16 protein-coding genes are annotated in these 15192 nt (G+C 66.9%); 14 read left to right on the forward strand and 2 right to left on the reverse strand.

Translation table 11 applies throughout. The annotated features are described in order from the left end of the window. Positions 1-105: 105 nt before the first annotated feature. Positions 106-837 carry a S1 family peptidase gene (locus ACOGI5_RS12315; protein ID WP_419864704.1) on the forward strand — a complete coding sequence of 244 codons (732 nt, stop codon included), beginning with the start codon at positions 106-108 and terminating at the stop codon, positions 835-837. 75 nt (positions 838-912) lie between these two features. Here the strand turns inward: ACOGI5_RS12315 and ACOGI5_RS12320 are convergent, their stop codons facing one another. After that, on the reverse strand, positions 913-1146 hold the full coding sequence (locus tag ACOGI5_RS12320) for a ferredoxin (protein ID WP_323671282.1): 234 nt from the start codon (positions 1144-1146) through the stop codon (positions 913-915). A gap of 173 nt (positions 1147-1319) precedes the next feature. Here ACOGI5_RS12320 and arc point away from each other — a divergent pair, with 173 nt between their 5' ends. The 8 genes from arc to lepB all read left to right on the forward strand — a co-directional run bounded on the left by arc (position 1320) and on the right by lepB (position 9724). Continuing rightward, positions 1320-3083 (forward strand): proteasome ATPase, encoded by a 1764-nt coding sequence (gene arc / locus ACOGI5_RS12325; RefSeq protein WP_419864705.1) that lies wholly within the window; start codon positions 1320-1322, stop codon positions 3081-3083. Between the two features lie 73 nt (positions 3084-3156). After that, on the forward strand, positions 3157-4665 hold the full coding sequence (gene dop, locus ACOGI5_RS12330) for a depupylase/deamidase Dop (protein WP_419864706.1): 1509 nt from the start codon (positions 3157-3159) through the stop codon (positions 4663-4665). A gap of 86 nt (positions 4666-4751) precedes the next feature. Continuing rightward, a complete protein-coding gene (locus tag ACOGI5_RS12335) occupies positions 4752-4943 on the forward strand; it encodes a ubiquitin-like protein Pup (RefSeq protein ID WP_419853425.1) in 192 nt (63 codons plus the stop codon). Between the two features lie 5 nt (positions 4944-4948). Then, positions 4949-5830, forward strand: a complete 882-nt coding sequence (gene prcB, locus ACOGI5_RS12340; protein ID WP_419865484.1) for a proteasome subunit beta — start codon at positions 4949-4951, stop codon at positions 5828-5830. After that, complete coding sequence (gene prcA, locus ACOGI5_RS12345; protein WP_419864707.1) at positions 5827-6567, forward strand: proteasome subunit alpha; 741 nt, start codon at positions 5827-5829, stop codon at positions 6565-6567. Before prcB ends, prcA begins: the two co-directional genes overlap by 4 nt. A gap of 21 nt (positions 6568-6588) precedes the next feature. Then, positions 6589-7947, forward strand: a complete 1359-nt coding sequence (gene pafA, locus ACOGI5_RS12350; protein ID WP_419864708.1) for a Pup--protein ligase — start codon at positions 6589-6591, stop codon at positions 7945-7947. Positions 7948-7997: 50 nt separating this feature from the next. Further along, positions 7998-9041, forward strand: a complete 1044-nt coding sequence (locus ACOGI5_RS12355; protein WP_419864709.1) for a DUF3866 family protein — start codon at positions 7998-8000, stop codon at positions 9039-9041. A gap of 155 nt (positions 9042-9196) precedes the next feature. Beyond that, positions 9197-9724 carry a signal peptidase I gene (gene lepB, locus ACOGI5_RS12360; protein ID WP_419864710.1) on the forward strand — a complete coding sequence of 176 codons (528 nt, stop codon included), beginning with the start codon at positions 9197-9199 and terminating at the stop codon, positions 9722-9724. Between the two features lie 146 nt (positions 9725-9870). Here lepB and ACOGI5_RS12365 read toward each other — a convergent pair whose 3' ends face one another. After that, positions 9871-10632, reverse strand: coding sequence for a glycerophosphodiester phosphodiesterase (locus ACOGI5_RS12365; RefSeq protein WP_419864711.1), 762 nt, complete (start codon positions 10630-10632; stop codon positions 9871-9873). 9 nt (positions 10633-10641) lie between these two features. Between ACOGI5_RS12365 and ACOGI5_RS12370 the strand changes: the two genes are divergently transcribed. The 5 genes from ACOGI5_RS12370 to ACOGI5_RS12390 all read left to right on the forward strand — a co-directional run bounded on the left by ACOGI5_RS12370 (position 10642) and on the right by ACOGI5_RS12390 (position 15172). Beyond that, on the forward strand, positions 10642-10920 hold the full coding sequence (locus tag ACOGI5_RS12370; RefSeq protein WP_419864712.1) for a hypothetical protein: 279 nt from the start codon (positions 10642-10644) through the stop codon (positions 10918-10920). Between the two features lie 85 nt (positions 10921-11005). After that, positions 11006-11311, forward strand: a complete 306-nt coding sequence (locus ACOGI5_RS12375; protein ID WP_419864713.1) for a Sec-independent protein translocase subunit TatA/TatB — start codon at positions 11006-11008, stop codon at positions 11309-11311. Beyond that, positions 11308-12153 (forward strand): twin-arginine translocase subunit TatC, encoded by an 846-nt coding sequence (gene tatC, locus ACOGI5_RS12380; RefSeq protein WP_419864714.1) that lies wholly within the window; start codon positions 11308-11310, stop codon positions 12151-12153. Before ACOGI5_RS12375 ends, tatC begins: the two co-directional genes overlap by 4 nt. Further along, positions 12150-14546, forward strand: coding sequence for a DEAD/DEAH box helicase (locus ACOGI5_RS12385; RefSeq protein WP_419864715.1), 2397 nt, complete (start codon positions 12150-12152; stop codon positions 14544-14546). The genes tatC and ACOGI5_RS12385 overlap by 4 nt, the downstream gene beginning before the upstream one ends. Beyond that, a complete protein-coding gene (locus ACOGI5_RS12390; protein WP_419864716.1) occupies positions 14543-15172 on the forward strand; it encodes a hypothetical protein in 630 nt (209 codons plus the stop codon). The genes ACOGI5_RS12385 and ACOGI5_RS12390 overlap by 4 nt, the downstream gene beginning before the upstream one ends. Positions 15173-15192 lie beyond the last annotated feature (20 nt).

A 15192-nucleotide genomic window follows, 5' to 3' on the forward strand; every position in this document is an offset into this window, starting at 1 on the left:
GCACCGATGCGGTTGGTGCTCTGTGCGGTGGCATTGGCTGGCGCGTCAGCGGCGTGCGCGCCCGACCCGGATGATGCCGGACGAGCAGGTGCGCCTCCCGAACCTGTGTCCTTCATCGAAGGCACCGACGGTCCGTTGTGGCTGGGTGCGCCTCCGGCGGCGCCCGCGCTCGATGATGATGTCCTCGCCGAGGCCACTCGAGGTGTGATGCCGTTGCGAGCGATCGGCTGCGGAGCCGTATCGAATGGCACGGCGTTCGCCGTTGCGCCGGGGTTGCTGGTGGGGGCGGCCCACGTCATCGCAGGGGCCTCGAAGGTCGAGGTCGATGTGTCCTCAAGCGGCGCCGTCACGGCTGCGGCACATCCGGTGGAAGTGGTCGGATACTCAGAAGAACGCGATCTCGCCTTGCTCAGAACCGATGCCGCGGTGTCTCCGCTGAGCATTGAACGTGCACGGCTGGGAGGGGTGGCGGCAGTACTGGGCTACCCCGAAGGCTCCGCACTCGAGGCGTCACCTGCCCGTATCGAACACTACGTGAGCGCAAGCGGGCTTTGGGGTGACGGAATGCGGCGACGGGTATACGTGCTCGCCGTCAATGTGCGCGCCGGACAGTCGGGCGCGCCGCTCGTTGACCCGCAGGGAAGCGTTGTCGGCGTTGCCTTCGCTACCACGAGCGGCCCATCAGATATCGGGTTCGCGCTCAGCCGCGAAGAGCTGTTGGGTTTCCTCGCCTCGTCGGGGGTCGATGCCCGGATCGATTATCTGGGTCGCACGCTGGTGAGGGCGCAGCCTGCGAAGCTGCGCCGGGTGCCGAACGGAGCGTGCGCGCTGCGCTGAGGCTTACGCCTTGATCTGTGCTTGTCGCTTCACCGAAGCTCACGCTTCGATCTGTGCTTGTCGCTTCATCTCGGCTTACGCCTCGATGAAGATGCACTCCCCGGGGCATTCCTCTGCGGACTCGATCACTGCGTCGAGCTGCGAGTCGGGAAACTCTGCAAGACCTTCGACACCGCCCGGTTCAGCGAAGACCTTGTCGCCTTCCTTCACGTAGGCAAGCCCGTCGTCGAGAAGCGTGAAGACATCGGGCGCGATCTCTTCGCAGAGCCCGTCACCGGTACACAGATCCTGATCGATCCAGACCTTCATCGTGTAACGACCCTTCCTCTGGGACGGCCCGAAGGGGGAACGGAGCCAACTATGAAATCTACCGAGTCGGCGCGCGTCCTGCACGGCACCCAATGGCACTCCCCGGCGGCAGCGCTGGTAACCGTGCTGCGCGTCGCGTCTTGCCAGCAGCGTCAGAGTAGTGTCGGCCGCGCATGGACCAGGGCGACGAGGAGACCCAGCGCACCAGCGCAACCGATGCGGGCGTGCTCCGCAGTCGCATGCGCACGCTCGAGGAAGAGGTCGCGCTGCTCCGGCGCAAGCTGGCCGACACGCCAGCGCGGGTCAGCACGCTCGAAGAACGCCTGCTGGAGGCGAAGGGCCAGCTGTCGGCCGCGGTGTCGCAGAACGAGAAGCTGACCTACACGCTTCGCGAGGCGCGAGAGCACATCGCGGCCCTGCGCGAAGAGGTCGACAAGCTGACCCAGCCACCGTCGGCCTACGGCACGTTCCTGTCCCGCAACGACGACGGCACAGCGGATGTGCACGCCAGCGGGCGCAAGATGCGCGTCGCTCTGCACCCCGACCTGGCCGAGACCGAGCTGGTCGAAGGCAGCGAGGTGGTGCTGAACGAGTCGTACAACATCGTGCTGGCTCGCGGGCCTGAGACGTCCGGCGAGGTGGTGACGCTGAACGAGGTGCTCGCCGACGGTTTCCGAGCGCTGGTCACGGGCCGCGCCGACGAGGAACGCATCGTGGAGCTAGCCGGCGACTTGCGGGACGAGCCGCTGCGGTCAGGCGACAACCTGCTGCTCGATGTGCGCTCCAACATCGTGCTCGAGCGCCTGCCGCGGCCCGAGGTGGACGATCTGCTGCTCGAAGAAGTGCCGGACGTCACCTACGAAGACATCGGCGGGCTGGATACCCAGATCGAGCTCATCACCGATGCGGTGGAGCTGCCGTACCTCCACCAGGACCTGTTCCGCACTTACGACCTGCCGGCACCGAAGGGCATCCTGCTCTACGGACCGCCCGGATGCGGCAAGACGCTGATAGCGAAGGCGGTCGCCAACTCGCTGGCGGCCAAGGTGGGGGAAGTCTCCGGACAGCAGGGCGCACGCAGCTTCTTCATCAACATCAAGGGTCCTGAGCTGCTCAACAAGTACGTGGGCGAAACCGAGCGCCAGATCCGTCGCATCTTCGAGCGGGCCAGGGAGAAAGCTTCCGAAGGCTGGCCGGTGATCGTGTTCTTCGACGAGATGGAGTCGCTGTTCCGCACGCGTGGCAGCGGTATCAGCTCCGACATGGAGTCGACAGTCGTGCCGCAGCTGCTGGCCGAGATCGACGGCGTCGAGGGTCTGCGCAATGTGATCGTGATCGGCGCCTCGAACCGGGAGGATCTCATCGACCCGGCAATCCTGCGTCCTGGCCGCCTCGATGTGAAGATCAAGATCAACCGGCCAGACGAGCAGGCGGCGCTGTCGATCTTCAGCACATACCTCACGCCGACGCTGCCGATCGACCCGATGGAAGTTGCCGACTTGGGCGGCGGCGATCCCCACAAGGCAGTCCGGATCATGATCGAGCGGACCGTCGACGAGATGTACCGCCCCGATGACCTCAACCGCTTCCTCGAGGTCACCTACCAGAACGGCGACAAGGAAGTCATGTACTTCAAGGACTTCGCGTCGGGGGCGATGATCGAGAACATCGTGCGCCGGTCCAAGAAGAACGCCATCAAGCGGTCGCTTGCCACCGGCAGCAACGGCATCCGGTTGGACGACCTCATGGGCTCGATCCGCCAAGAGTTCCGTGAGCACGAAGACCTGCCCAACACGACGAATCCCGATGACTGGGCGAAGATCTCCGGCAAGAAGGGCGAGCGGATCGTGTTCATCCGGACGCTCGTCGATCCCGACGAGAGCGACGCGCTGGGCGGCCGAGCCATCGAACGAGTCCAGACCAGCCAGTACCTGTAGAGCACTGCGCCCTCCACCGGTGCCAGGTGCTGCTCTGCGGGGTTCGCAGGCTTGAGAGCTAGGGTCTCGCGCGGTGGCGGTTCACAAGGTCGTTGGCATCGAGACTGAGTTCGGCATCATCCATCGCTGCACCGGCGACTCCAATCCCGTGGCTGCGTCGTCGATGATCATCAATGCCTACGTCAACGGCTTCTTGTGCCAGCGCGTCAGCTGGGATTTCGAAGACGAGCAGCCTGGCGCTGATGCGAGGGGCTTCAACGAGTTCGACGCGCTGGCGCCTGAGATCGAAACGCACCTGGTCAACGCCGTGCTGACCAACGGCGCCCGCTATTACGTCGACCACGCGCATCCCGAGCTGTCGACTCCGGAGTGCTCGGACGCACGCCAGTGCGTCGTCTACGACCGGGCAGCGGAGGAGATCCTGATCCGGTCCATGCAGGCTGCCAACAACCTCTTGCCGGACGACGAAGAGTTGGTCATCCACAAGAACAACAGCGACGGCAAGGGCAACAGCTACGGCTGTCACGAGAACTACCTGCTCGACCGCGATGTGCCCTTTGGCCGGGTGGTGACGCACATCCTGCCGTTCTTCGTGACCCGCCAGATCTTCTGCGGCGCCGGCAAGCTGGGCATCGAGGTTCCGATGGATGACCGCTCTCCGGCACCGTTCGGGGACCGGCCGTTCCAGATCAGCCAGCGCGCCGATTTCTTCGAGGAGGAAGTCGGGCTCGAGACCACGCTCAAGCGACCCATTGTCAATACCCGCGACGAGCCGCACGCCGACACGCGCAAGTACCGGCGCCTGCACGTCATCATCGGCGACGCCAACATGAGCGAGCTTCAGACCTATCTCAAGCTGGGCACGACCTCGCTGGTGCTGGCGATGATCGACGACGACTTCGTGCCCGAGCCCTTGACGCCTCTCGTGCCGGTCGCGGCGCTGCGCCAAGTGAGCTTCGACACTGCTCTGTCGGGGTTGATCGAAATGGTCGACGGCCGTCGCATGCGAGCCCTCGAGGTCCAATGGGAGTATCTGGAGTTGGCCCGCAAGTATGCGCAGAGCCATGGTCTGGATCCCGTCGGCGGCGACGACATCGGCAATGACATCCTGGATCGCTGGGAGGCTGTCCTTGCCATGCTGGAGTCGGATCCGATGAGCCTCGCGACGCAGTTGGACTGGGTTGCCAAGCTGCGCCTGTACGAGGCTTTCGCCGAGCGGCACGGCCTTGACTGGGATGATCCGAAGCTCGCCGCCTTGGACCTGCAGTATCACGACCTGCGGCCGTCGAAGTCGCTGGCCCGACGTGTCGGTCTTGAACGGATCACGACTGACGATGAGGTGGACGAGGCGGTGTCGGTACCGCCGCCGACAACACGTGCGTACTTCCGGGGCCGCTGTCTCGACAAGTTCGGAGACGAGATCGTGGCCGCCAACTGGGACTCGATGGTGTTCGACATCGGCACCGATCCGCTGCGGCGCGTGCCGATGCTCGAACCGCTGCGAGGAACCCGCGCGCACGTGGGTAGCTTGTTGGACGAGTGCCGGGACGCAGCCGAGTTGCTGCGCCGGCTGGGCAATTAGCCGCCAAGTTCGGCTTCGAACGCAGGCGGCAATCGGAACTCTCACGCATTCGAGACCCAAGCAATCGACACCGGAGGAGGCCCGAGATGGCAGAACGCGAGCAGATGCGACGGTCGGCTCCGAGGGAGACCGAGAGTCCCGCACCGCAGGACACTTCGTCTGAAGGCGCGACCGAATTGAAGGCGGAGCTCGACGACCTGCTCGACGAGATCGACGATGTGCTCGAGACCAATGCCGAGGAGTTCGTGAAGAACTACGTGCAGAAGGGCGGCGAGTGACCCCCATGCCCTTCTTCGCCCCAGGGGACGATCCGGGGGCGAGCTTCCTGGAACTGCTGCGGCGTACGGGCAGTGAGCCATTTGCCGGGCTCGCGCAGGCTCCCGCCGCTGAGGGAGGTTTCGGCGCCCTCGAGGGCTCTCACGCCACCACCGTGCTGGCTGTGCGCAGCTCCGATGGGGTGGTCGTGGCCGGAGACCGGCGGGCCACCAGCGGGAACCTCATCAGTCACCGCGACATGCGCAAGGTCTTCCCTGCCGATTCCTATTCGGCGGTCGCCATCGCCGGGGCTGCAGGCCCTGCCGTGCAGATGGTTCGCCTCTTCCAGCTGCAGCTCGAGTACTACGAGAAGATCGAAGGCAAGCCGCTGAGCCTGGAGGGCAAGGCGAACCAGCTGGCCGAGATGCTGCGAGCACACCTGCCCCAGGCGATGCGCGGCCTCCCGGTGGTGCCGATCTTCGCCGGATTCGACCCCACCGACGGGCGAGGCAGGCTCTTCCAGTACGACGTGACCGGCGGCCGCTACGAGGAGCAGGACTACGCCACGGCCGGCTCGGGCAGCCTGCACGCGGGAACGGTCCTGAAGCTCGGCTTCCGCGACGACATGGGCGAGCCGGAGGCACTGACGCTCAGCGTGCAGGCGTTGTGGCACGCCGCCGACGAGGACAGCGCCACCGGCGGTCCCGATCCCGTGCGCGGCATCTACCCGGTGTTGGCGGCCATCGGGAGCGAGGGCTTCCGTCAGCTCAGCGACACCGAGTCAGGAGCAGTATTCGCTGATCTGGCCGCCGAGCTCTCCGGCGGCGGGAGCGGAGGAGCGGCCCGATTCGATTCGGCCGGCGGCGATCCCAGTCCCGCCGGAGGCAGCCGCAGCGAGGTGCTGCCATGAGCATGCCCGGGATGTACGTCAGTCCCGAACAGCTCATGCAAGACCGGGCTGACTACGCCCGCAAGGGAATCGCCCGGGGACGCTCGCTGGTAACGCTGGAATACGGCGGCGGCATCGCCCTGGTAGCAGAGAACGCCAGCGCGACCCTGCGCAAGGTGTCGGAGATCTACGACCGGATCGCCTTCGGCGGTGTCGGCCGCTACATCGAGTTCGACCAGCTGCGCATCGCTGGTGTCCGCCACGCTGAGCTGAAGGGCTACCAGTACTCACGTTCAGACGTGGAAGCTCGCAGTCTCGCCAACCAGTACGCGCAGATGCTTGGACAGTTCTTCACCCATGAGCTCAAGCCGCTCGAGGTCGAGATCGTGGTGGTGGAGGTGGGGATCGGCGACGAGGTCAACCAGCTCTACCGGATCCAGTACGACGGGACCGTCATGGACGAAGAGGCCTACTGCTGCATCGGGGGCGATGCCGACGCGGTCCGTGAGCGGGTGGCCGAAGGCTACGACCCTGAACTCGACGCCGCCGCTGCCATCCAGCTGGCTCGTGCGGCGCTCGCTGGGCCCGAGCGTGAGATCGCTGCACCGGATCTCGAGGTGGCCTTGCTCGAGTCGAACTTCGAGGAGGCAACCCATCGTCGCCGGTGCTTCCGGCGTCTTCCCGACGAAGAGGTGGCAGCCGCTCTGGGCGACAGCGCAGATCAGCCCGACGAAAGCTCCGATCAGGAAGATTCCTAGATCGGAACTACGGTGAGCGCCGTGCAGCGGCGCATCATGGGTGTCGAGAACGAGTACGGCGTCACGTGCACGCTGCGAGGGCAACGGCGCCTCAGCCCCGACGAGGTGGCGCGCTACCTGTTCCGCCGGGTGGTGTCGTGGGGGCGTTCCAGCAACGTGTTCCTGGCGAACGGGGCGCGCCTGTACCTCGATGTCGGCAGCCATCCCGAGTACGCCACGCCGGAATGCGATTCCGTCTATGACGTGGTGTGTCACGACCGTGCGGGCGAGCGGATCCTCGAACAGCTCGTCGCCAGCGCCACCGAGCGACTGGCGGAGGAGGCGTTCAACGGCACGATCTTTCTGTTCAAGAACAACACCGACTCGGCCGGCAACAGCTACGGGTGCCACGAGAACTACCTGACCAGCCGTGCCGACGACTTCTCGAACTACGCCGAGGTGCTGATCCCGTTCCTGGTGACCAGGCAGATCTACGCCGGCGCAGGCAAGGTGCTCAACACGGCCAAGGGCGCCCGGTATTGCATCACCCAGCGAGCGGAGCACATCTGGGAGAGCGTGTCGAGCGCGACCACCCGCAGCCGGCCGATCATCAACACCCGCGACGAGCCACACGCCGATGCAGAGCGCTTCAGGCGCCTGCACGTCATCGTCGGCGACTCGAACATGAGCGAGTACACATCGTTTCTCAAGATCGGCTCGGCTGCGCTCATGCTGCGCATGCTCGAGGATCCCGCCGTGGTGCTGCGGGACATGACGCTGGAGAATCCGATCCGGGCGATCCGCGAGATCAGCCACGACATCACCTGCAGACGCAAGGTGCGCTTGGCCAACGGACGTGAGGTGAGCGCCTTCGACATCCAGTCGGAGTACTTGGAACGGGCCCTGCGCTTTGCCGAGACGAACGACCTCACCGCGGAGGAATCACGTGCGCTGCAGATGTGGGAGTACGCCATGACCGCGATCGGCGACGACCCGCTGCAGCTCGACCGCGAGGTGGACTGGGTCATCAAGCACAAGCTGCTCACCAGCTACGCCGACCGCGCCGAGGTCGGCTTCGACGACCCGCACATTGCACTGCTGGATCTGCAGTACCACCACGTACATTCGACGCGAGGCGTCTTCTATGTGATGCAGCGGCGCGGCTTGGTCGAGCGAATCCTCGATGACGCCGATGTGCGTCGGGCGACCGAGGAAGCGCCCCAGACGACGAGAGCCCGGCTGCGTGGGGCATTCGTACGTGAGGCCAAGGCTCGGCGCCGCGACTACACCGTGGACTGGGTGCATCTGAAGCTCAACGACCAGGCTCAGCGGACCGTCTTGTGCAAGGACCCATTCCGTTCTCACGACGAGCGTGTCGACAAGCTGATCGAGTCGCTGTGAGGCGCACGGCGGTCCGTTTGCGCCGGCTCCCGGCTGGCTGAAGGCAGCGGATGCCGCGCTTCGCGCGCCTGCGAGCCACCGAGGTGCGTGATGTCCGGCCGGGCCTGCAGCGCATGACCCTGCACGATGGAAGCACGGCATATGCGCTGACCGATCTGTGCGGCCTGATCGAGGCCGGCGACGAACTGCTCGTGAACGTCACGGCAGTCGAACTGGGCTTGGGCACCGGCGGAGCCCACGTGGTGCATACCAATCTCAGTTCGCCGCATGGGGGTGCTCCGAGCGCGGGACGTGTCATGAAGGCTCGCTACCTGGCAGAGCAGCTTCCGGTCGATGCGCATGAGGAAGCTGGCCCACGCTCAGGCGACGATGAGAACCTCGGCGAACTGCCGTCGTTGGCAGGGGTCCGGGTGGTCCTGTGCGTACTGCACAGCCACGCGCTGGCGCTGGCCGCTGCGACCCATGATGTGACCGGCGAGGCACCGGGCTATGTCATGACTGACGGGGGTGCTCTCCCGTTTGTGCTCAGCGATCTCGCTGCTGCGTGTTTGGAGAAAGGCGCGATCGCGACCGCTGTCAGCGCCGGGCAGGCATTCGGCGCGCCCATGGAAGCGGTCACGGTTGCGGGAGGCGTCGCAGCACTCGCATCGCGGCGCATCAACCGGGTGATCGTGTCGTCTGGGCCCGGACATCTCGGCACAGCGAGCCCGCTCGGTTTCTCGGGGTTGGACCTGGCCGGCCACGCCGCCGTGCTGGATGGCCTCGGCGCAGCGACGGCTCTGGCTGCGCGGGCGTCATCGGACGACAACCGGGAACGCCACCGAGGTGTCAGCCATCACACCCGGACAGTGGTGGCGCTGTCGCCGCGGCGCACGGTCGTACCGGTGCCCGCCGGTGCGGCTGCAGCGCCCGGCGATGCCGGTTGGATCACCTCGCTGGGCGAGCGGGCGGTCTGGGAGGAGCCGGTCGGCGTGGCCGATGCGCTGGTTCGGATGAACCTGCAGGTCACTTCGATGGGTCGCCCGCTGGAACGTGACAGCCAGGCTTGCCGATGGCTTGGCGCGGCGGCGGCGTGGCTGGCGGCAGAATCGTGAGTCTGCCCCCTGAGCCGACTGAGCCGGGGCCTGCTGAGCCCGAGCCCAGCGGTCCGGACCCCAATAGGCCAGCGGAGCATCTCGGCGAACCGATCGACCCGGATCCTGAGGGCAGCGGGCTTGAGCGCGCACGGCCGCCGCGTATCCGACGGGCCATGAGCCGGCGCACGCGCGGCCTGCTGTCGTGGGTCTGGGTGCTGCTGGCAGCGGTGACGCTCGCGCTGCTGATGCGGACGTTTCTCATCGCCGCCTTCTACATCCCGTCCGAGTCGATGGAACCGGTACTCGAGATCGGGGACCGATTGCTGGTCTCGAAGCTCAGCTACCGCATCGGGGATCCCGAACCCGGTGACGTCGTGGTGTTCCGGACCCCGTCCTCGATGCAGCCGGCGCAGACGGCAGAGCTCATCAAGCGAGTCGTTGCCGTCGGTGGCCAGCAGGTGGAAGCAGTGAACGGCCGGCTCATCATCGACGGGTCGCCTGTGGATGAGCATTACCTCTCCGCAGACGTGTACACGCGCGACTTCGGCCCGGTGCTGGTGCCCGCCGGATACGTGTTCGTCATGGGGGACAACCGTCGCTCAAGCCAGGACAGCCGTGTCTTCGGCGCCATCCCGGAAAGCGAGATCGTCGGCAGGGCATTTGCGCGCTTCTGGCCGCCGACGCGACTCGGCGGCTTGTAGCTCTCGAGCGCTGTGTTCGGTACCGATCAACCTCAAAGGCCGCGCGGACAGGTGAGCCTTCTCGCTGTCGCACCTGTTGCTTCCCGCTCATGTTCGCTGCGCTCACGGGCCGCTCGGGCCACGGCTTCGCCTATCGGCTCAGCCTCTCAGGCGGGCTGTGTTTCGCAGATATCGCCCGCAGGGGCTGAGCAGTCCGGTGTCTTCGATGATTGGAGGCCTGCAAGCAGGCGGTCGACGTGATCGCCATACAAGCCGTCGAGGCCCATGTCCCGCAGCGCAGTCGCCAGGCGGGTGTGCTGCACGTCCCAGCCGAAGCACAGACGCTCGAATCGGTGGAAGAGGGCCGCGAGGCCTCCTGTCCAGTCCTTGGCCGGAAGGTTGACCGCATCGATACCGGCGGTGGCCATAGCGGCAGCTCGACGCTCCGGGCCCTCCTTCATGCGCCGCACACGAGTCGAATCGACGACGTGGGCACAAGTCCGCCCGCGCAGGTCGACCAGGACATCCCAGTCGCCGTGGCACAGCCAGAGGCGGTCCTCGGCACTGACGGCGCGGGCGGCAGCGATCACAGCGTCTGCCGCGGCAGGGTCTTTGAGATCGACCGACAGCTCGAAGTCGGTGCCGCACGCCTGGTACATGTCCACGAGCGTGGGAATGTCGGCACCGATTCGCTCGCGCCTCACCGAGCTGAAGGGACGCCGGACGCCGCGGTGCCAGATGACGCCGTCATGGTCGAGCATGGGGTGACCGTCCTGGCTCAGCCAGATGTCGGTCTCGAGGCCGGTTGCTCCCATGTCCAGGGCCAGGGCGAACGTGTCGAGGGCATTGTCGGCACCGTGCGCTCGCCCGCCGCGGTGCGCGAACGCGATCGGAGGCGTGCGCAGTGACGGCAATGGCTGAGGGGGCACACCTCTATCGTGCCACTTGTGCCGGCGATATGGCTGCTGCCCATCGTTGCCTTTGGCGTGCTCGCCGCGGTCAGCATCGTCTTGATCCGGCGGCTGGCGATGGAGCTGCGGGCGACAGCGCAAAGCTTGGCGTCCATCGCAGACGCCGCAGCGGCAGTGCGCGCCGACGTCATGCGAGCGCGCGCTGCCATCGACAGCCTCGACGTGCCGTCGCTGCGCCAGGCCACTGCCGAGCGGGTGCTCGGCATGGCGGTGCGGTGGGCCGCTCGCCGGGTGCTGCCCTTCTGATGGGGCAACGATCGCCGCATACGGATCGGCCTGCGCGTAGACGGAGCAGAACCGCCACGCAGGGCCGGGGTTCTACCATCGAGCCGTGAGCCTGCAGCCCAACGAGGTGCTGATCATCGTGCTCGTGGCCTTGATCGTGCTCGGCCCCAAACGGCTGCCGGGCGCCATCCGGGGCATCGGTCGCGCCTTCCGGCAGGTGCGCGACTTCTCGACCACCGTCCGCCAGGAAATGGATGCCACGATCTCGCCGCCGACAGTCGAACCCGCATCGCCGCCCGCCCGCACCGACGCTGAAGTACCGGTGGCTGAGCCGGAGGGTGACGACACCCAGAACCGCCAGCCCGATGTCGGCCCGGCTGGCGAGGGCGCGACCAGCGACGGCTCTGCGTGAGGCTCCGGTGGCGCCGTCGGCCCCGGCCGGCGGTGATGGGTTTCTGGGATCACGTCGCCGAGCTGCGGAACCGACTCATCTGGAGCATCGTGGCCATCGGGCTCGGCATGGTCGTCGGGCTCATCGCCTATGACTGGCTGCTGCGCGAGGTATTCCTGCCGCCGTACTGCAATGTGCTGGAGGCCCAGGAGATCGACCGCCCGTGCAGTTTGGTGATCACCGCGCCGCTGGAGGGATTCCGCACCCGGATCAAGGTGTCGGCGTACCTGGGCGTGGTGCTGGCTATGCCGGTGCTGCTGTGGCACCTGTGGCGCTTCATCACGCCTGCGCTGGATCGCCGGGAGAAACGGTGGGCGATCCCATTCGTGATTGCGGGCTTCGTGCTGTTCTCGGCCGGTGCGGTTCTGGCGTACTTCACGTTCGAACGGGCGCTGGACTTCCTGATCGCCGTCAGCGGCGACGCGGTCGACCCGCTGCTCGGGCCCGGTTCCTACCTCGGCCTGGTGACATTCATGATGCTGGCCTTCGGCATCGGGTTCGAGTTCCCGATCGTGCTGATCTTCGCCCAGCTCGCCGGCATCGTCGAACCGCGGCAGCTGAATCGGGCCCGCCGCTATGCGATCGTCGGCATCGTGGCCGGCGCAGCGATCATCACGCCGTCGGGCGACCCGATCACGCTCGCGGCCCTGTCGGTGCCGCTGTACGTGTTCTACGAGCTGTCGATCCTGGTGGGATACCTGCTTCTTCGACGCCGCAGCGGCGAGCCACCGCTGCGGCGCCGATTCCGCCGGTCGTCGCCCGACAGCGATCAAGGCGCCGCCCGAGCCGGCCCGACGTCGTGAGCTACAGCGAACCGACAGCACCACCGCTGTTCGCGGAACTCCTGAGTGCGCGCGGCATCTCGCCAGACGGCTTTCAGACCGAAGCGTTCGCCGCGCTGGATCGAGGCGACTCGGTGCTGGTCGCTGCGCCGACCTCGTCGGGCAAGACGCTCGTTGCGGAGTACGGGATCGCGGCGACCCTGGAAGCCGGCAAGCGTGTGGCCTACACCGCACCCACCAAGGCGCTGTCGAACCAGAAGCTGCGTGAGCTGCGCTCCTGGCTGGGGTCCGAACGGGTCGGCCTGCTCACCGGCGACAACGTCATCTGCCCCGATGCCGACGTGGTGGTCATGACCACCGAGGTGCTGCGCAACATGATGTACGCCGGTTCGCCGCACATCTCGGGGTTCGGCATGGCCGTGCTGGACGAGGTTCACTACCTGCAGGATCCCTACCGGGGCGCGGTCTGGGAAGAGGTCATCATCAGCACGCCACCGCATATGCGCCTGGTGTGCCTGTCGGCCACGGTCAGCAATGCTCACGAGCTCGCATCATGGGTCGAAGCCACCGCAGGCGGTTGCACAGCGGTGGTGTGCTCGCAGCGACCGGTGCCCCTGGAGGATCGCTTCCTGTTCTACGAGCGGCACAGCCGCCGCTTGGTGGACCTGCCGACGCTGCGCGACGGCCGCCCGAATCCCGAGATCGAACGGATGGTCGAGCAGGCACGGTCCCGATCCGGCGGCCAGCGCCGGCATCGCCGGGCAGGTGCGCGGCCGGCTCGACCGCGCCGCTCGGAGATCGTCGAGCATCTGGCTGCCAGCGCCCGGCTGCCCGCCATCGTGTTCGTGTTCTCCCGCCAGGGCTGCGACGACGCCGCCCGGATGCTCGTCGAAGAGGGGGCGGCCTTTCTGGATGCCGCCCAGCAGCATCGCGTACGGCAGATCGCGGCGGCGCACACGGCGGATCTCGAAGGGAGCGACCTTGACGCGCTCGGCTACGACGGGTGGCTGGAGCAGCTCACGGCCGGTGTAGCGGCTCATCACGCGGGCCTGATACCGGCCTTCAAGGAGGCCATCGAGGAGTGCTTCTCCGCCGGGCTGCTGGCGGTGGTGTTCGCGACGGAGACGCTGGCGGTGGGCGTGAACATGCCTGCCCGGTCGGTGGTGATCTCCCAGCTCAGCCGCTTCCGGGGCGAGGGTTTCTCACTGCTGACGCCGGGCGAGTACACGCAGCTCACGGGTCGTGCGGGTCGCCGCGGCATCGACGAGACGGGCTACGCGTACACGTTGTGGCATCCGCAGACGGCTTTCGAGGAGACGGCCCGCCTGGTCGCCAGCAGCGACTTCGAGTTGGAGTCGTCGTTCCGGCCGACGTACAACATGGTTGCCAACCTCATCGCCGGCCGCACGCACGACGAGGCCGTCGAGCTGTTGCAGCGGTCGTTCGCCCAGTGGCGGGCCGATCGCCGTGTCGGTCAGTGGACCGCGGAGCTCGAGGTCGAACGCAAGACGCTGCGAGAGGCCCGGGCACGGCTGCGGTCGATGGGCGGGGGCCGCGGCCGCTCGCCGTCGCACGCATCGGCAAGCGGGAGATCGTCGCGCTCGGGTCGGCACCGGCGTGGCAGGCCCGCCGACCGGCACACGGATCGGGCGCTCGTCGATGCGGAACGGCACGCCGAGCGCATGGGAGCACGGGTGAGCCGTCTGAAGGATCGGATCAAACTCGCCAAGGGAGGGCTGGCCCGTCAGCTCGATGCCATCAACGAGATCCTGAACGTCTTCGGCTGCGCGGACGGCTGGGAGCTGACCGAGACCGGCGACTGCCTGAAGGCTGTCTTTCATGAGTGCGACCTGCTGACGGTGCTGTGCTTGCGCGATGGCGTCTTCGACGGCGTGGCGCCCGCCCAACTGGCAGGCTTGGTGTCGGTCTTGACCTACGAACATCGCAGCAGCCAGCCTCCGCCGGCGCCCCGCTATCCCGACAACGATTCCCGTGAGCGATCAGCGCACATGTTCGAACTGGCGTCGCAGATCAACAGCGCCGAGCGACAGCACAGCGTGGTGCCGTCGCGCCCGCCCGACGCCGCGTTCTTCGGGGTTGCCCATGCCTGGGCTGGCGGGGAGGCATACGCCGACCTGTGGCGCGGCGATGCAGGAGGCGACCAGATGCCCTCCGGCGGCGATTTCGTCCGCCAGATACGGCAGCTCATCGATCTCGTCGACCGGATCGCAGGCATAGCTCCCACCCAGCCCACGCGACGCACCGCAACGGATGCGTGTTCGGCACTCGACCGCGGCGTGGTCGCCGCAGCGGCCCGAGTCTCCGACGGCCGGGTGGGAGGGCCCGTGACCGGGGCGCCGGGAGACGGTTTCGTGTCCTCGCCGGCAGTGACACGCATTCGCAGGCTGTCGTGACCATCCGGCGCAACCAGCCGTGGGGATCTGCGGCGACACTGCCCGCAGGGTCACCGATCGCAAGCAGCAATGCCGAATTGCGCCGGTTGATCACCTGCCAACGCACTGGTGACGCGCCAGCGACGCCGATCGGCGTGGTCGGCGGCGATCTATGGCGTGTGGTGGGCGCACCATCAGGAAGTGCAGCTCGCCTGCGTTCCGAGCACGCGCGAACAGCATCGATCGATCTCATCGAGGTAACGGCTGACGGCGAAACGCACTGGGCCTGTGTCGGGGCCGTCGTGCGCAACTCGTGGTGGCGCGGCCCCGTCGTGGCTGCTATGAGCGCTGAATCGCTGGGGGTGTGGCGATTGGCACCCGCAGCCCATCCCAACGATGGGCGGCTGCATGTGGTCAGCACCGGTCTTGATCAGCTGGCGCTCAGCGTGACCCAACGGGCGTTGGCCCGACGGCGGCTGCGATCGGGCGCGCACCTGCCGCATCCGGCGATCGCCGTGCGGCGTGTGGAGTGCTGGGAGCATCGGTTCGATCAGCCGATCGGACTGTGGCTCGACGGCGAGCGGGTCGGCAGATGCCGGGAGCTGGCCCTCATCATCCGGCCCGACGCCGCGCTGATCGTGTTTTGAGGCCGCACAGCTCCCTGCCG

Source organism: Candidatus Poriferisodalis sp. (assembly GCF_965208925.1).
Classification (GTDB): Bacteria; Actinomycetota; Acidimicrobiia; order Acidimicrobiales; family Poriferisodalaceae; genus Poriferisodalis.